This is a genomic window from Corynebacterium minutissimum, from assembly GCF_000805675.1.
GTDB lineage: Bacteria > Actinomycetota > Actinomycetes > Mycobacteriales > Mycobacteriaceae > Corynebacterium > Corynebacterium minutissimum.
Genome location: NZ_JSEF01000002.1, coordinates 112,896 through 127,830, shown reverse-complemented (window position 1 = coordinate 127,830; position 14,935 = coordinate 112,896). Strand labels below are relative to the sequence as shown.

At 58.3% G+C, this 14,935-nt stretch carries 19 protein-coding genes and 1 pseudogene; 10 read left to right on the top strand and 10 right to left on the bottom strand.

What is annotated here, in order from left to right:
• Nucleotides 1–503, top strand: a 503-nt coding sequence (locus NX84_RS13090; RefSeq protein ID WP_248700197.1) for a hypothetical protein, incomplete at its 5' end; no start/stop codon positions are given.
• 303 nt (nt 504–806) lie between these two features.
• Here NX84_RS13090 and NX84_RS13290 read toward each other — a convergent pair.
• The 5 genes and pseudogenes from NX84_RS13290 to NX84_RS00610 form a co-directional block, all read right to left on the bottom strand.
• Nucleotides 807–956: a transposase gene (locus NX84_RS13290; protein ID WP_039672672.1), complete on the bottom strand. Its 150-nt coding sequence runs from the start codon at nt 954–956 to the stop codon at nt 807–809.
• Complete coding sequence (locus NX84_RS13285) at nt 929–1,726, bottom strand: IS3 family transposase (protein WP_082711000.1); 798 nt, start codon at nt 1,724–1,726, stop codon at nt 929–931. The genes NX84_RS13290 and NX84_RS13285 overlap by 28 nt, the downstream gene beginning before the upstream one ends.
• Before the next feature lie 172 nt (nt 1,727–1,898).
• A pseudogene (locus tag NX84_RS13280) lies at nt 1,899–2,085 on the bottom strand (hypothetical protein); the annotation flags it as partial.
• A gap of 10 nt (nt 2,086–2,095) precedes the next feature.
• A complete protein-coding gene (locus NX84_RS00615) occupies nt 2,096–3,052 on the bottom strand; it encodes a hypothetical protein (RefSeq protein WP_039672666.1) in 957 nt (318 codons plus the stop codon).
• A gap of 232 nt (nt 3,053–3,284) precedes the next feature.
• Entirely contained in the window at nt 3,285–4,337 is a 1,053-nt protein-coding gene (locus NX84_RS00610; protein WP_082013863.1) for a pseudouridine synthase, read from the bottom strand.
• Here NX84_RS00610 and NX84_RS12880 point away from each other — a divergent pair.
• From NX84_RS12880 to NX84_RS00595, 4 genes are all read left to right on the top strand, one after another.
• A complete protein-coding gene (locus NX84_RS12880; protein ID WP_169744687.1) occupies nt 4,273–4,419 on the top strand; it encodes a hypothetical protein in 147 nt (48 codons plus the stop codon). The two genes, NX84_RS00610 and NX84_RS12880, sit on opposite strands and share 65 nt — an antisense overlap.
• Before the next feature lie 41 nt (nt 4,420–4,460).
• Nucleotides 4,461–5,357 (top strand): universal stress protein, encoded by an 897-nt coding sequence (locus tag NX84_RS00605; RefSeq protein WP_039672662.1) that lies wholly within the window; start codon nt 4,461–4,463, stop codon nt 5,355–5,357.
• Between the two features lie 133 nt (nt 5,358–5,490).
• Nucleotides 5,491–5,751 carry a GlsB/YeaQ/YmgE family stress response membrane protein gene (locus NX84_RS00600; RefSeq protein WP_039672661.1) on the top strand — a complete coding sequence of 87 codons (261 nt, stop codon included), beginning with the start codon at nt 5,491–5,493 and terminating at the stop codon, nt 5,749–5,751.
• A gap of 68 nt (nt 5,752–5,819) precedes the next feature.
• Nucleotides 5,820–6,428, top strand: a complete 609-nt coding sequence (locus NX84_RS00595; RefSeq protein ID WP_039672657.1) for a TetR/AcrR family transcriptional regulator — start codon at nt 5,820–5,822, stop codon at nt 6,426–6,428.
• Here the strand turns inward: NX84_RS00595 and yidC are convergent.
• Nucleotides 6,385–7,371, bottom strand: coding sequence for a membrane protein insertase YidC (gene yidC / locus NX84_RS00590; RefSeq protein WP_039672656.1), 987 nt, complete (start codon nt 7,369–7,371; stop codon nt 6,385–6,387). The two genes, NX84_RS00595 and yidC, sit on opposite strands and share 44 nt — an antisense overlap.
• Before the next feature lie 63 nt (nt 7,372–7,434).
• Between yidC and NX84_RS00585 the strand changes: the two genes are divergently transcribed.
• Nucleotides 7,435–8,202, top strand: coding sequence for a class E sortase (locus tag NX84_RS00585; RefSeq protein WP_039672654.1), 768 nt, complete (start codon nt 7,435–7,437; stop codon nt 8,200–8,202).
• Nucleotides 8,202–8,354 (top strand): hypothetical protein, encoded by a 153-nt coding sequence (locus NX84_RS12875; protein WP_039672650.1) that lies wholly within the window; start codon nt 8,202–8,204, stop codon nt 8,352–8,354. Before NX84_RS00585 ends, NX84_RS12875 begins: the two co-directional genes overlap by 1 nt.
• A 15-nt stretch (nt 8,355–8,369) precedes the next feature.
• Here the strand turns inward: NX84_RS12875 and NX84_RS00575 are convergent, their stop codons facing one another.
• Nucleotides 8,370–8,936 (bottom strand): DUF2020 domain-containing protein, encoded by a 567-nt coding sequence (locus NX84_RS00575; protein ID WP_039672649.1) that lies wholly within the window; start codon nt 8,934–8,936, stop codon nt 8,370–8,372.
• Between NX84_RS00575 and NX84_RS00570 the strand changes: the two genes are divergently transcribed.
• Both NX84_RS00570 and NX84_RS00565 read left to right on the top strand, forming a co-directional pair.
• Nucleotides 8,935–10,107, top strand: coding sequence for a sensor histidine kinase (locus NX84_RS00570; protein WP_039672646.1), 1,173 nt, complete (start codon nt 8,935–8,937; stop codon nt 10,105–10,107). The two genes, NX84_RS00575 and NX84_RS00570, sit on opposite strands and share 2 nt — an antisense overlap.
• Before the next feature lie 36 nt (nt 10,108–10,143).
• On the top strand, nt 10,144–10,782 hold the full coding sequence (locus NX84_RS00565) for a LuxR C-terminal-related transcriptional regulator (RefSeq protein WP_039672645.1): 639 nt from the start codon (nt 10,144–10,146) through the stop codon (nt 10,780–10,782).
• Here NX84_RS00565 and NX84_RS00560 read toward each other — a convergent pair.
• Together NX84_RS00560 and NX84_RS00555 are read right to left on the bottom strand one after the other, a co-directional pair.
• Nucleotides 10,779–11,096 carry a histone-like nucleoid-structuring protein Lsr2 gene (locus NX84_RS00560; RefSeq protein WP_039672644.1) on the bottom strand — a complete coding sequence of 106 codons (318 nt, stop codon included), beginning with the start codon at nt 11,094–11,096 and terminating at the stop codon, nt 10,779–10,781. The genes NX84_RS00565 and NX84_RS00560 overlap by 4 nt on opposite strands.
• 363 nt (nt 11,097–11,459) lie before the next feature.
• Nucleotides 11,460–12,092, bottom strand: coding sequence for a DUF6474 family protein (locus NX84_RS00555; protein WP_039672640.1), 633 nt, complete (start codon nt 12,090–12,092; stop codon nt 11,460–11,462).
• A gap of 74 nt (nt 12,093–12,166) precedes the next feature.
• Between NX84_RS00555 and NX84_RS00550 the strand changes: the two genes are divergently transcribed.
• On the top strand, nt 12,167–13,603 hold the full coding sequence (locus NX84_RS00550; protein ID WP_082013862.1) for a TM0106 family RecB-like putative nuclease: 1,437 nt from the start codon (nt 12,167–12,169) through the stop codon (nt 13,601–13,603).
• A 33-nt stretch (nt 13,604–13,636) separates the two neighbouring features.
• Here the strand turns inward: NX84_RS00550 and NX84_RS00545 are convergent, their stop codons facing one another.
• Nucleotides 13,637–14,929: a hypothetical protein gene (locus NX84_RS00545; RefSeq protein WP_052319596.1), complete on the bottom strand. Its 1,293-nt coding sequence runs from the start codon at nt 14,927–14,929 to the stop codon at nt 13,637–13,639.
• Nucleotides 14,930–14,935: the final 6 nt, after the last annotated feature.

Below are 14,935 nucleotides of genomic sequence, written 5' to 3'. Positions count from 1 at the left end.
GTGGTAGATTACCTTTCTTCCCAACCCAACCGGGCTGGATATCAGGTGTCTACCTAACAGGGGTCAGGTCCTACCACTGCCAATATCTACGGAAAGCATATTTAACATGCAAAGACAACAACACCGCATCGCCGCCATGGTTGTCGCAGACGTTATTGCTTGGCTGGCCCTATAAAAACATGGACAATATCGAGCATCGTATTTCCCAATTAGAACTTAACCAAGGACGGCTCGCAATCCTACTCAGCTCAGCCCCCGAAGAGCATAAAGCGTGGGATAAAGCGTGCCTACGCCATGACCTCACCTTCGAACAAGAATACAGGACTCGACAAGAAATCCTAGATTTCCTCAACTCAGAAGCGACTGATAGTAACGAACTACTATCAAAAGTAAGCCACATCGTAGGACATCCCGCAGTAGCTCGCGACCTCGTAAGCGCATTTAAACAACGTGGCACGGCAGCTCAACGATGGAAAGAATTAGACTCGGAAAACCTACTCTGACCATTCAGCTCACTGACTGAATGTTTCACAGAAAGAGCATCAAGTGTTGAACTAGTACTCAACGTTTGATGCCTTTTGTCTTTCTGTTTTCCCATATGAGGGCGCTCCACTGGTGAGTGCATCGCTGGAGGGCCTGAAACGTGGTATTACGAACCTGATCAGCCCTTCTATTTGGCAGATTCAACAGCAGAATCATGTATTAGGATGGAGATTTTCATTTTGCAGGGTGGAAAGTACGGAATCCGCTTTTACCCTAGCCATTGGCCTCAACAAGATGGTGGTGAAGTGCCCCGGTTTTTGTTCCTAGGCATGTGCCTTGTTTTCCATTATCCCGTGGTCTGGGTTATGTTCCCAAAACTTGGTCTCCACCTCGGTCGGCGTACGGTAGCCCAGGCTCTGATGAAGCTGTGACTCGTTCCACCACGTCACCCACTCGAAGGTTGCGATTTCCACGTCGACAACATCGTTCCATGTGCGGGTATGGATGAGCTCGTTTTGTAGGAACCGTTGACGTTCTCAGCCAGCGCATTGTCATAAGAATCACCAACAGTGCCGGTCGACGCAATAATTCCATACTCAGCAAGGCGTTCGTTATAGGCAATGCTGACGTATTGAGATCCATGGTCTGCATGGTGAACCAAGCCCGTTGTTTCCTTCGCACATACAATCGCTTGGTTAAGCGCCTGCAGCGGCAAGACTTCAGTTCGCATTGAATCAGACAACGCCCACCCAACGATTCTGCGGGAGTACACGTCGGTGACAAAAGCGGTGTACACGAATCCTTTCCTGGTACGTACATACGTAATGTCAGCCACCCACAACCTGTTCGGCCCAGGGGCCTTGAACTCACGGTTCACCAGATCAAGGCGAGTGTCCGGTCCCTTAGATCTACGAGTAGTCACAGGTGACCGACCCTTACCTTTGCCACTGACTCCAGCAAGGCGCATCAGGCGAGCAGTGTGCTCACGTCCAATGTCGATTCCTTCGCGGCGCAGCGCGTGCCACATCTTACGGATCCCGTACACGCCGTAATTATCAGCATGAACCTCGCGAATGTGTTCTGCAAGAACAGCATCACGAAGCCTGCGGGCGCTGGGTCCACGAGCTCTTGATTGGCGATACCCGCGCGAGGTGATAAAACCGCCCTCACGATTGATTCGCAACGTCGAACAAATGAACTCGATCGAGAAACGATCACGATACTCATCAATGAACCGGATCATTTCCGACGTTGTGGGTCGAGTTCGGATGCGAAAAAGCCGAGGCAGCTTTCAATAACTCGTTAGTATCCCGCAGCTCCTGAACTTCACGGCGGAGTCTGACAACTTCAACAGCCAAATCCTCGGACATCGGTTCGGCAACACGTCCCTCGCGGCGGGCAGCCTGTGTCCACAGCCGGGCCGTGTGCCATGAGACGCCTAGCTTCGGCGCCACTGCCTGGTACGCGGCCTGCATCGACATGTTCTCCGCCAAGATGCGGTCCTCAACGAGGCGGACGACACGGTCTTTCGCATCCTGATCAAATTTTCTTGGCATGTTCCAGATTTTCCCATCTACTCAAACGGAACAAAACCTGGGGCACTTCACTCGCTTTAGAGCGGCCATTCGGTGCGGACAAAGCTTGGCGCCGTGTGCGGCGAGGCAACATGGGGGACTGCATCTTCATTCCATTCGATGCGGAGGGCGAAGCCATCGCCGTTTCGGTACTTCAGGCGAATCACCGCTAGGTCAAACTTCTGCCCGTAGGACTGGTCCTCAACGAGCGCAACCGCCGTTTGTTCCACAGCGGATCGTGCAATTGGGGCGACATGGTACGTGCCGTCTTGCCAACAGAAGAGTGCGTCAACTTGGCGGAGCTGGATACCGTCGGCGGTGTTGCGAACCAGGAAATTGATGGCGAAGCCATCCCACGGTGAAGAAATGGTGTGGTTAAACACCTGGATATCGTTGTCGATCTGATCGATGAGTTTCTTCACCACGGCTTCGCTATCACCACCGGTGCCGTTGCCGAAGGCCTCGGTGGGAGCTGCGTGATCGAGGATTGGATAGGAGCGTGCACCTGTTTGCGCGTTCTTTTCGCACCGCGCTTTTAGGTCCTGCGCAGTGGGTACAAGGTCGTCAAGGCTACTCGGCAGTTGGTAGTTGTCGAAGTAGTCTTTGCGGTCATAGCAAAAGCTGTCCAGAGCGCGGTCATAGCGGACTGCCAGAACAGTGGAAACGATGTTCCTCGCCATTTCAGTATTTCTTGCCTCGAAGGGCCGATGCATTTCGCCCGCGAAATTCGGTGGGAAGAGATTGCGCAGCAGGTTGCCGTGGGTGAGTTGTTCCGCCTGATCGTAGTTGACGCTTCTATCGAAGGGCTGAGAGCCTTTGATTTCTGCCACATTGGCTACGGTGAACCCTTGGTCACGCTGCCAAATGATGAAGAAGGTGAGGGACTCGACGCCTTGTGCTTCCAGGCTTTTATCCCTGTGGAACGAGAGGCGTACAGCGTGCTCGAACCGTTCCGTCGGTGTTCCGAAGGCGGGCTCATAGTGGGATTGTGACATGTGAGCCAAGTTATGGTTTGGTGGATTGCGGTGTGAATCAAACGGGGTGTATCCCCCAGAAACTTCTTAGATTCCCAGCACGGTCTTCGCGACGGGGTAGTAGATTTAGTCCGATCGGTGCGGTGGCCGTTCCCCTCGCCGGCTTGGTGCTGGCCTACGCTGCGGGGTGGAAAGCCGCGCGTGATACGGATACGTGGTGGTCGAAAGCTGGATACTATTTCGATGGGGAGAATTACGGGCGCAACAAATGATGGGTTTCAAGCGGTAATTGTGAGCTAAATTCGCGGGTTACGCCGGTAACGGGGTCGGTGAAGGAAATGTGCGTGGCCGTTAGGTGCATGGGAACTCGCATGTCTTCGGCTTCTGCGGGGAATATTACGGGGTAGATGGGGTCCCCAATAATGGGAATTCCTGCCTGAAGCATGTGGAGGCGCAACTGGTGGGTCTTTCCGGTGTGAGGTTTGAGAGTGTACTTCGCAAGGTCCGGAAGTGGGCCGTGAAGGGCTTCGTAGGGGGCCTTGTCCACGGGAGCAACGTCGGCTACTTCGGTGATGGCGTTGACTTCACCGTCGACGATGCGCCCTTGGAGTTCGCCCGGGGTCTTCTCCATGCGGGAGTGCCAGAGGGTGCCGGGGGAGACGTCGGCAAGCGGGGCGATGGCTTCATAGGTCTTGTTCACGCGGCGCTCAGCAAACAACGTTTGGTACGCGCCCCGAACGGAGCGGTCCTTGGTGAAGACAAGGATTCCTGAGGTAAGGCGGTCGAGGCGGTGCGCGGGGGAGAGTTCGTTGTTGCCGGTGCTGCGGCGTAGGCGCACGGTCGCAGTCTCTGTGATGTGCCGGGCCCGCGGCATCGTGGCCATGAAGGGTGGCTTATCCACGACCAGAAGGTGTTCGTCTTCAAAGAGAATTGGTATGTCGTAGGGAACAGGGACCTCTGGCGCAGGGATGCGATAGAAGTACACCACGGCATTATTGTCGAGGATACTGTCAGGGCTAAGGGCCGTACCGTTTTGAGTCACAACCTCGTTCGCGTCGAAGCGGGCCCGCAAGGCTTGCTCGTTGTCGTCGGGGTGGCGATGACGCTGCGTGCTGATGAGATTGTGTACGAAGTTCCATGTGCTAATTGGTCCTTCAGATACTCGAGCCTGGGTGGGGTTTAGCCCATCACGGATAGGAAGTGGGGTTGCGCCACGCCTTTTTTGGACTATTCTTTCTCCCATGGATTTCAACTCTATTCTCGCGCCCGTCATTGACTTCTTTTCCAATGGTATCGGTGCTGTCATTCGTGACATTGCGGTAACCCTGTACAACGTCCTCTTCCCCGCCAATGCGGATGCTGCTACCGCCCCACAGGCCGGCCTATAGGTATTAGACTGGAGGTGTAAGCACGTCGAAAGGATAAGATCATGGCCAAGGAAGACATTGTCGTCGTAGCCGTTGATGGTTCGGAAGCGTCGAAGAACGCCGTCCGTTGGGCTGCTAACACTGCAATGAAGCGCGGGATTCCACTTCGTATCGCATCGAGCTACACGATGCCGCAGTTCCTCTACGCCGAGGGCATGGTTCCGCCGAAGGAGCTTTTCGACGACCTCCAGGCAGAAACCCTCGAGAAAATTGAGGCTGCCCGCGCTGAAGCCCACAAGGTAGCGCCGGAGCTGAAGATTGGTCACACCGTGGCTGAGGGTTCCCCGATTGACATGCTGCTGGAGATGTCCAAGGACGTCACCATGATTGTTATGGGCTCCCGCGGTATGGGTGGCCTGTCCGGAATGGTTATGGGTTCGGTCTCCGCATCTGTGGTCTCCCACGCGTCCTGCCCGGTTGTGGTCGTGCGTGAAGACAACCACGTCACTGATTCCACCAAGTACGGCCCAGTTGTCGTGGGCGTGGATGGCTCTGAGGTGTCCCAGAAGGCTACGGACTATGCCTTCAAGGAGGCGGATGCTCGCGGCGCTGAACTCATCGCCGTACACACCTGGATGGACATGCAGGTCCAGGCTTCCCTCGCTGGTCTGTCCGCGGCCCAGGCTGAGTGGGCAGAGGTGGAGAAGGAGCAGGCAGAGCTGCTTACTGAACGCCTCGCTGATCTTCAGAAGGAGTACCCGGATGTGCCGGTCAAGAAGGTTATCGCCCGTGACCGCCCAGTCCGTGCGCTGACGGATGCCTCCGAAGGTGCGCAGCTACTGGTCGTTGGTTCTCACGGCCGCGGTGGTTTCAAGGGCATGCTCCTTGGCTCCACGTCCCGTGCGCTCCTGCAGTCGGCTCCGTGCCCGATGATGGTGGTTCGCCCAGATTCTGAGTAACCGTTCTATTACTTCGCAATAACGATTCGGCTGCAGTGGCCTCTGAATGCGCTGCAGCCGAATCGTTTTGTGGTTTTGTGCGTACACTCGTGGACGTACGTAACAATTTTTTAGTAACGAGGAGTAGTACATTATGGGACTTGGTCTCGGTTTCTTTAGCTCGATCATCGTCGGTATCATTGCCGGCTGGCTCGCAGAGAAGATTATGAAGCGCGATCAGGGTCTGTTTACCAACCTCATCGTCGGTGTTATCGGCGGTGTTATCGGCGGTGGCCTGCTGGCCCTCTTCAACAAGAACGTGGGAGATAGCTGGTTCCTAATGATCATTACCGCCACGGTCGGTGCATGTATCTTGCTGTGGATCGTGGGCGCAGTGACTGGCCGCAAGAAGTAAAATTTCACATACATACCGGTTTGTCTATATTGTGTAGATGAACCGGTTTTGTCATGTGAGGAGAAGAAATGGCTGAGAAGAAGTCGCGACGCAATCGCCCGAGTCCGCGCAGCCGACTGCTCGATTCAGCAACGCGGCTCTTTACCACTGAGGGTATTCGCGTCATCGGCATCGACCGTATCCTGCGCGAGGCTGACGTAGCCAAGGCTTCGCTGTACTCGCTTTTCGGCTCTAAGGATGCTCTCGTCATCGCCTACGTTGAGGCCCTCGATGAGCAGTACCGTGCCGATTGGCAGGAACGTACCGAGGACGCTACCGATGCGGAAAGCAAGATCCTCGCCTTCTTCGATAAAGCCATTGAGGAACAGCCCACCATTGAGTACCGCGGCTCACACTTCCTCAACGCGGCGGGCGAGTATCCGCGCCCAGAGACCGATGCCGAGAGGGGTATTGTAGCTGCCTGCGTGGAGCACCGCACCTGGATGCATTCCACCATTACAGCCCTGCTCAACGCCAAGAATGGCTACCCTTCAGGGGAACAGGCCAGCCAGCTCCTCATCTTCTTGGATGGCGGTCTTGCCGGCGCGCGGTTGACTCGCGAATCAGCTCCGCTGGTCACCGCGAAGGAGCTGGCTATTCAGCTGTTGTCGGCCCCTCCTGCTGACTATTCGATTTAACTATCTTCCGTGCCTCAGCAAGGATCGCTGAGTGGCGCTTGCGGGAAGCCACGTATTCTTTCTTCTGCTCCGGATCGTCCTTGAATTGAGCCTTTAGGGCTTTCTTGTTTTTCTTAGCTTCCTTCGTACGCCAGCGCTGAATGCTTGCGCGGCGCTGCTCATGAACGGCTTCCGGAAGCGGATAGCGTCTGCGCAAAATCAACTCATAGACGATGGTCTGCACGAGCGAGAAGAGATAGGAACAACCCCAGTAGAAAATGATGGTCACGGGGATAGGTCCGTGCCAGGCTACATTCCACAGCATCCAGGGGATCAGCACCACCATGAGCGCCATGAACCAGAGCAGACGGCGTGGAATCTTCTGATCAAACTGCGTGGTGAGGAAGCCTCGGTAGAGCATGATGAGGGTGCTCAAAGACGTAAACACGAGCGCAGCCACGAGCATGGGCAGCACTAGGTCACGGTGGTCGCGGGCGAAATCCGTGAGGGGGACGCCGAAGACGGTGGAGGTGCGGAAGGAGGAGACGTCGGAAAGCGTCAGCATCCCCACCGCTTCCTGAGCAGAACCGGAGACCCTCAGAACCACCTGGTAAAGGCCAATAAACGCGGGAACGATGATGAAGGACGGGAAACAGCCGAGCATCGGGTTGTGCTTGTAGCGCTTCTTCAACTCTCGCTGCTGAGTGAGGAGAGCTACCGCCTCATCGACCTCAGTGACGTGGCGCAGCTGGGCATTGAGCTCCGTCATCTCCGGGCGCATAAGCGCAGCGATGCGCCCCTGCTTGACTGACTGCCAGTTCAGTGGGGCAATGATGCCGCGTACTGTCAGCACGAGGAAGACGATGGTGAGGATCCACGCCATCGAACCGTCAAGGAATGAGCTAAACAGCAGATGCCACAGCTTCATGATCCCGGAGACGGGGTACATGAAAATCTCGAGCATCGTGGACTCCTCTTCGTCCTCTGAGTGGGGTACTTATACGGTACAGGGGCTAGGGTAGAGAACATGCCACAGCCCACTTCGCGACGAAGAACAACGGTGAGCACCGTCATTGGAGAGCTCATGTTGACAGCTGGCGTACTGCTTTTGCTTTTCGCGTTCTATGAGTCCTATTGGACCAATATCGCATCCGGCCACCTGCAGGAGGAAGCCAACGAAACCCTGCAGGAGGAGTGGCACAACCCACGTGGACAGGGCCAGGCGCCGAAGCTGGGTGAGGCTTTTGCGCGACTTTATATCCCGGCGTTTGGTTCTGATTTCGCTTTTGCGGTGCTGGAAGGCACGAATGAAGATGACCTTCTGCGCGGCCCCGGACGGTATACGGATACGCAGATGCCCGGTGAACTGGGGAATTTCGCCGTCGCGGGGCATCGCGTGGGCAAAGGCGCGCCGTTTAATGACTTGGGTAACTTGCAGACCTGCGATGCCATCGTGATTGAGACCTCGACGGAGTGGATCACTTACCGCGTGCTGCCCATTGACGCAGCCCCAGCCGAGTGTTACACGCCTGAGCAGCGAGAAAAGCCGGAGTACCGGCAGATTCAAGGACGCCACATTACGCTTCCGGGTGATGTTAGCGTGCTGGATCCGATACCGGGCACCCCGCCGGACGCGGGCATTGAGGCTAGTGAAGGACTGCTCACGCTCACCACGTGCCACCCGCAATTTTCCAATGCTGAGCGCATGATTATCCACGCCATGGAGACCGAGCGGGAAGAGAAAACCCCCGGCTCTCACGAGAATGACCGTCCCGCCGTCTTGGAGGAGAACTAATGTATCGCGCTCTTTGGAACCTTTTGCCCGGCCCCACCGCGGTAAAAGCTGTCCTGGCGGTGGCCCTCATCGTCGCTGTGTTCTTCCTGCTCATGGAAGTCGTGTTCCCGTGGGTATCGACCCTGATGCCCTACAACGACGTTGCCGTGTAGGTGCCCCGGGCCGCTTTAGAGCCCAAGGCGCGAAATAGTCTCCTGCGCAATGAGCTGCGGCTTCAGGGTTTGCAGTTGGTTTGACCACACGAGCACCGCGTGGTTGTCTTTCTGCACGGCGAAGACGGAGTGATCCTCAAATACTCCACGCCCGCCTGACCAGCCGTCGAATTCCGCAAGCTCGGTGTCGTTGATGGGGGCGGCGGCATCGACAACCGCGCGCGCTTCTTCCACGCTGGGCATCTCCCGCACGATGACGGTGGCCTGCGGCTCCTCCGGGTAGGACCAGAATACGCAGGCAGGGGTGCTAAAGCGCTTGTCGACGCCCCACCGGGTCATCCTCTGCCCATTCGTATCTGCGACCCACTGGGTATCCAGGTAGGGGCAGTCTTCCCAGTCGGTGACCTCAGCTGAGGCGTCGATGGCAAGTCCATCGCCGCTGGCCGCGGAGTTCTCCGGGGATTCAGTGGGGGTGCTGTCCGTTGTGGGCTCTGCGGGCTGACCGGAGTCGGTGCAGCCGGTGCTAACCAAGCCGATACCGATCAGACAGGCAGCAAGAGAGGGAAGTAGGCTGTGGCGCATGACCTCCACACTAGACCAGCGTTCGGTTGACTCGGATGCACTGCGCAACGGTATCCACATCCTGACCGCGACGCTTCTGGTGGTGGCTATCTTCACCACGGTGCGCCTGCCCTTGTGGCAGGGTGTGCTCAACCTGCTGCTGCTCGTCTCCTTCGCTGTGGTCTACTTCGGTGGATCCGCCTACGTCGAGTCGTTGCCTCGCATCGCGCAATATGGCTGGTTGGCCATCCTCTCGGTGCTGTGGCTTGCGGATATGGCGGTAGCCCCGGCGGCTATCTACCTCGTCTTTTCCTTGTACTTTGTGTACCTCTACGTGCTGGAGATGATTCCCGGCATTATCTGCGTGCTCGTTGCCACGGTGGTGACCGTCGTTGTGCAGATACCTGGCGGGCTGACTTTTGGTGGCATCATGGGGCCGGCAGTCTCAGCTTTGGTGACTATCGCTATTACCTATGCTTTCTCTGCCTTGAGCAGAATGAACCGCGAACTTATGGAAACCCGCTCGCAGTTAGTGGAGTCCGAGCGCGAGGCCGGCATGACCGCCGAACGCCAGCGCATTGCGCACGAGATTCACGACACCCTGGCCCAGGGCTTGTCCTCGATTCAAATGCTGCTCCATGCTGCTGACCGTGACCTAGCCAAGGAGGACATCCCCAAGGCGCAAGAACGCATTGAGCTGGCCCGTCGCACTGCAGCGGATAACCTCCATGAAGCCCGCGCCATGATTGCGGCACTGCAGCCGGCCGCACTGTCCGAAACGTCCCTCGGGGCAGCGCTGACCCGCATGGCGGATAATTTCGCGGCCACCGGTGGAGTCGACGTGTCGGTTGACGTTGAAGGCGAGGCGCAGCAGCTGCCCATGAAGGTGGAGGCGGCATTGTTGAGGATTGCGCAGGGCGCGGTGGGGAACGTCGTCAAGCATGCCCATGCCACCAAGGCCCGAGTGACCGTCACGTATGCGCCGGACGAGGTGCGGGTGGATGTGGTGGATAACGGCCAGGGCTTTGATGTGGAGGCGATAGAGAATAAACCCGCCGGACTAGGCCATATTGGGCTGGCAGCTATGCGCCGCCGTGCGGAAGAGCTCGGGGGCGAGGTCGTGATTGAATCCACACCAGGCGCGGGTGCGGCGGTCTCAGTTAGTGTGCCCTTAAATAACGATGTAGATTAAGAATTTGTCCACACCGTACCAATGAGGAGGAAGCCCGTGATTAGGGTCTTGCTTGCCGATGACCACGAGATCGTGCGCCTGGGTCTACGCTCGGTGCTCGAGGGCGCCGAGGACATCGAGGTAGTAGGTGAGGTCGCCACGGCTGAAGCCGCGGTATCTGCCGCACAAGCGGGCGGAATCGACGTCCTCCTCATGGACCTGCGCTTTGGTGCCGGTATCGAAGGCACTCGCGTGATGACCGGTGCGGAAGCCACCGCCGCTATCCGCTTCTCCATGGACAATCCCCCCAAAGTTCTTGTGGTCACCAACTATGACACCGATGCGGATATTCTCGGTGCCATCGAATCAGGTGCGGTCGGCTACTTGCTGAAGGACGCTCCGCCGGCCGAGCTGCTCGCCGCGGTGCGGTCCGCTGCCGAAGGTGACTCGGCACTGTCCCCCATCGTGGCCGACAAGCTGATGACCCGCGTGCGCACCCCACGCACGTCGCTTACCCCGCGCGAGCTGGAAGTACTCAAGCTGGTCGCCGCAGGTTCGTCCAACCGTGAAATTGGCGTGGAGCTTATGCTCTCAGAGGCCACGGTGAAGTCCCACCTTGTTCATATCTACGACAAGCTGGGCGTGCGCTCGCGCACCTCTGCCGTGGCTGCCGCCCGCGAGCAGGGAGTGCTCTAAAGGTTGTTGGCGTCGCGGTACGCCAAAATAACGTCGTTGCGGATCTTGCCGCGCTCAGCTACCTCGTAGCCGTGCTTGGCTGCCCACTCGCGGACATCAGCGGGCCTGTAGCTGCGCGTTTCCTTCTTGATGGGGTGGCGAGCAGCCTTCACAAAAGGTTCCATTGCGGCGTGAAACTTCTCTGCATTCTCCTTGGAAACATCCAAGAGATAATCCTTACCGTCAACGCTAAAACGGATGACGGTAAGTTCTTCTTCAGTAAGCGGACTATTGTCAAGGTCATCAAAGAACTGCGTTACTTCGCGGCGAGCCATGATTCTCCATACGGTAGTGACGTGTCCCTTCCAGCTCTGTGTACTGGGTGTACTGGGCAGGAAGGTGAATAGTATAAGAAGCTATCGTGTGAGGAAGTGCTTTAGAAGCTTTTTATCCTCGCTCTCGACTATATATGAGAAATGGATTTATCTACACCGGAGAACACTGAATAATTAGCGGAGCGTGACGAAAACCGGGCGATATTCCGCTCTAGATTCGCCACGTGACTTTGGGGAAATTGGTGACGGAACTGATTCTCTTTTTAAATCCGTTTTAAAAGGTCTAGGGGGAGGAGGTAAAAATAGCGGTGAAAACACGAAAGCCGCGACCGTTGAGGCCGCGGCACAGGCAAGTTGGGTAGATTAAGCGCGCAGCTTGGCCTGGATATCGGCGTTGATGGAGTCAATTTCGCCGGAGATGGAGCGGTGCGCACGCTGGCGCTGCTGCTCGGTCATGTACTCAGCGTTCTCGATAGCAGCGTCGAGCTCATTGAGGCGCTCCTTGACGTCACGCTTGAAGCCGACCGGCACATTGGCGTCCTTCAGGGAGTTGCGAATGCCGGCGGTGCGGGCCTTGAGCGGTGCGCCGTGGCCAGCAAAAGACGCGAGCTGGTCAGCGGAAACACCTGCCTTCTGGGCGCGATTCTTTTCTACCTCTCGCTGCGCGGCGGTAATACCGCGGTAAATCAGCGGCAGCAGCAGCGGGGCCGCGGTGCGCAGGGCGCCAGCGTAACGCTTGACGTTGTTCTTATTAAAACGGCCTTCCTTGATGCGCTCCAGTTCTTTTTGCGCCATCTTGTACTCGTGCTTGCGGCGCTTCTTCAGACCTTTTTCTTCGGACTTGATGAGGGCCTTCTCTTGCTTGGCCAGCAGCTTTTGCTGACGGTGCCGTGCCTTATCTGCTGCCTTGACCTCGGCCTTTGCGCGGGTCTTGGCGGCCTTGATCTCGGCGCGGGCTTCGCGGCGGGCCTTGCGGATCTTCTTGATCAAGCTCATTGAAACGTCCTTTATTTTTTATCGGTAGGGTCTCGCTACAACTTTAGCAAGGTGGTCTACTAAGCTCACCTGGTGTGAAAGATGTGCTCGTCGCCACGGACCTCGTGGGCTGCCGCTATCGCCTCGTGCAGCGCCGCGCACATCCAGACATCCCGCGCACCCCGACGGGCCGGGCCCGCGCGGAGCGCCATGCCGCAGCCATTGAGGCCGCCCTGGCTCTTGTTCCGCGCAAAGGCCCCGGTCGTTTTCGCCGCATCGATCTTGAAGGCAATGACTTTGAACGCGCCATGGCTACGCTGGAGGCCCTGGCGTACGGCTATACCCACATCACCAACGCGGTGTTCTCTACCAACGAGTGGATGGTCCGCGTGGAACTCCTTATCCGTGAGGGCGAGAACTACACCCCGGTCATCGTCTCCGATCATCGCGTCGCCCGTCCGAATGACAACGCGCGTGCCGTGGTCGTGCCCACGCATCGCCTGGGGCTAAGCGAGCCTTTGCCGGCGAAGTATAAAATTAAGCACCATGCCGTCGACGGCTACCGCCTTGCCCTCGCCGCGCGCGGCCTGGAAGAGGTGGGCCTCAATTCTGGGCGTGGGGCAACGATTGGTCAGGATCGAACCCAGGCTTTTGTGACCGATACCTCGCGTTATCCCATCGATGCTGCACTTGCCCAGCCTCTCCCGGACAGCCCGCGCCGCGTCAAAGAGTGCGCGTCGTGTCGCTTCTGGCATCTGTGCGAGCCGCAGCTTGAGGCTCGCGATGACATCTCCCTCTTCCTCCCGGGCGACCGCGCGAACCCCTACCGGGAGCGGGGGATTGAGACGGTGCAGGCGCTTATCGACGCCTCCCTCGGCGCCCCCTCCACCCTCGCCGCCGCCTGGCTCGAAGGTATTCCGTTGCTGCGCCGTAGCCAGGTCAGCGTTCCCCGTGCCGACGTCGAAGTGGATGTCGATATGGAGGCGTACCTCGACCAAGGCGCCTACCTCTGGGGCGCGCGGCTGAATGGCGACTACATTCCTTTCGCCACGTGGGAGCCGTTGGGTGGCCGCGCCGAGGCGGAGAATTTCGCCGAGTTCTGGGAGTGGCTGATGAACCTGCGTGCCCAGGCGCACGAGGAGGGTAAGACCTTCGCCGCCTACTGCTACTCTGCCCACGGCGAAAACCACTGGATGCGCCGCTCCGCTGAACGCTTCCACCAGCCTGCGCTCCAGGAAGTGGAGGAGTTTATTTCCTCTGAGGAGTGGGTCGACATGTTCGTTCACGTCAAGCGCAGCTTCGCCGGGACGTCGGGCTTGAGCCTCAAGACCGTCGCGCCCGTCGCGGGGTTTGAGTGGCCGGAGGACTTCGACGGTGAGGAATCCGTCAACGCTCGACGCGCCGCATTGGCCGGCGACGTTGCTGCCCGCGAGCAGATCCTGCGCTATAACGCCGGCGATGTCACCGCCACCCACGTGGTCCGCGAATGGATGTCCGCTGGCGCGCCGGGCATCCCGCCGTTGGACCCCTAACCGACGGCATCGCCTCGTTCCAGGTCTGGGGGTTTAGATAAAGAAGCTGAGGGCGCCCACAAGGACGAGGACAGCAAGGGCGATCAGCGCTTGGTTCCAATCCGTGATGGTCTCCGGGGCCGGGCCCTCGGCCTTCTTTTGGAGCACTGCCTTCTGGGCCTTGACTGCGCGGGCGGTGAGGACCGGGAAAAGCGCCATGGAGCCGAGGCTCAGCAGAGAAGCGACAACCATGGTGAGGGAGCTGGACGTGGCCAGCCACAGCGCGAGGCCGCCGTTGATGAAGACGGAGCGCCCGATTCCCCAGCGGTTGTATTCACGCAGGCCTGCCCGCACTGCGGAGGGGCCGCCGCCCATGGTCGTGGGCATGAGGTAGCTCATGACGCCGGTGAGCAGTTGGGCGGCAAAGCCGACGACGAGCGCGAGCATGGGAATCTTTGGCTCTTCGCTCAAGAAGTGCTGCGCGGTGTAGTAGGTTAGGCCGCCAACCAGCCAGAAAGCCGAGAAAAGGGCGGAGAGTGCAGGGAAGGTGATGCGCCCGCGAGGTTCCTCGGCCACGGTGAGCACATTGACCAGCCAGCCTTGTAGGCTCGCCAACCAGCCCACGCAGTAGACGATAAGACCCACTTCAGGGACGTTCCACGCGGAACCGATGAGGGTAGCCAGCACGCCGAGGCCCAGCAGCGTGAAGCTGAGGCGCATGCGTGGGTTGATGCCTTTGGTCCGCCAAATGGAGGGGAATAAAATGGTGAGCGAACCTGCCGCGGCAAGGCCCACGAAGCCACCCACATTGGCGGCCACGTGCGCAATAAGCAGACGCGGATGCGCAGGGAAGACCGCAAGCAGTGCGCCGAGGGCCGCGCCCACGGCGAGGAAGACGGCCGAGGCCACGTAGGCGGCAACGACCGGCCGGAAGCGTTTCGATTCCGCCTGGCGCCATAGGCCGAAGAGCACCGCGCCGTGCCAGAGTACCGCGGCAGCAACGAAGGTAGCGCCCACCTGCGTCAGAATCCAGTGAGGCTCCCATGCCTCAATGAGCAACTGACCAATCAGCACGCAGATGACGCCGACGTTGAGCAAATAGATGCGCGCGAGCTGCTGCGGCCGCGCCGAATCCGGGAGCTTGAGCTGCACAAACTTCTCGGTGAGGTGCTGGGACCACACCACGACGCTGTTGGTGAGAATACCCAGCGTAAAAAGATGGGTGAGCACCCAGCGGTAATTAGGGATAAGAATGTGGGAGACACCGGCGAGGAGGAAGACCATCATCCAGATGCTGACTGGGCGGGAGGCTTTCCTATGCCATGTACGTGTTGACCACTTGTCCATAAAACA

What these genes read in the sequence shown, in the direction of transcription:
- NX84_RS00610 (WP_082013863.1), bottom strand. Translation starts at nt 4,337, where the DNA reads ATGACAGCACCGATACCATTGGAAAAGAAGTCAATGACGGGCGCGAGA.
- NX84_RS00615 (WP_039672666.1), bottom strand. Translation starts at nt 3,052, where the DNA reads ATGTCACAATCCCACTATGAGCCCGCCTTCGGAACACCGACGGAACGG.
- NX84_RS00585 (WP_039672654.1), top strand. Translation starts at nt 7,435, where the DNA reads ATGCCACAGCCCACTTCGCGACGAAGAACAACGGTGAGCACCGTCATT.
- yidC (WP_039672656.1), bottom strand. Translation starts at nt 7,371, where the DNA reads ATGCTCGAGATTTTCATGTACCCCGTCTCCGGGATCATGAAGCTGTGG.
- NX84_RS00555 (WP_039672640.1), bottom strand. Translation starts at nt 12,092, where the DNA reads ATGAGCTTGATCAAGAAGATCCGCAAGGCCCGCCGCGAAGCCCGCGCC.
- NX84_RS00605 (WP_039672662.1), top strand. Translation starts at nt 4,461, where the DNA reads ATGGCCAAGGAAGACATTGTCGTCGTAGCCGTTGATGGTTCGGAAGCG.
- NX84_RS00560 (WP_039672644.1), bottom strand. Translation starts at nt 11,096, where the DNA reads ATGGCTCGCCGCGAAGTAACGCAGTTCTTTGATGACCTTGACAATAGT.
- NX84_RS00600 (WP_039672661.1), top strand. Translation starts at nt 5,491, where the DNA reads ATGGGACTTGGTCTCGGTTTCTTTAGCTCGATCATCGTCGGTATCATT.
- NX84_RS00575 (WP_039672649.1), bottom strand. Translation starts at nt 8,936, where the DNA reads ATGCGCCACAGCCTACTTCCCTCTCTTGCTGCCTGTCTGATCGGTATC.
- NX84_RS12880 (WP_169744687.1), top strand. Translation starts at nt 4,273, where the DNA reads ATGGATTTCAACTCTATTCTCGCGCCCGTCATTGACTTCTTTTCCAAT.
- NX84_RS00595 (WP_039672657.1), top strand. Translation starts at nt 5,820, where the DNA reads ATGGCTGAGAAGAAGTCGCGACGCAATCGCCCGAGTCCGCGCAGCCGA.
- NX84_RS00570 (WP_039672646.1), top strand. Translation starts at nt 8,935, where the DNA reads ATGACCTCCACACTAGACCAGCGTTCGGTTGACTCGGATGCACTGCGC.
- NX84_RS13285 (WP_082711000.1), bottom strand. Translation starts at nt 1,726, where the DNA reads ATGATCCGGTTCATTGATGAGTATCGTGATCGTTTCTCGATCGAGTTC.
- NX84_RS12875 (WP_039672650.1), top strand. Translation starts at nt 8,202, where the DNA reads ATGTATCGCGCTCTTTGGAACCTTTTGCCCGGCCCCACCGCGGTAAAA.
- NX84_RS00545 (WP_052319596.1), bottom strand. Translation starts at nt 14,929, where the DNA reads ATGGACAAGTGGTCAACACGTACATGGCATAGGAAAGCCTCCCGCCCA.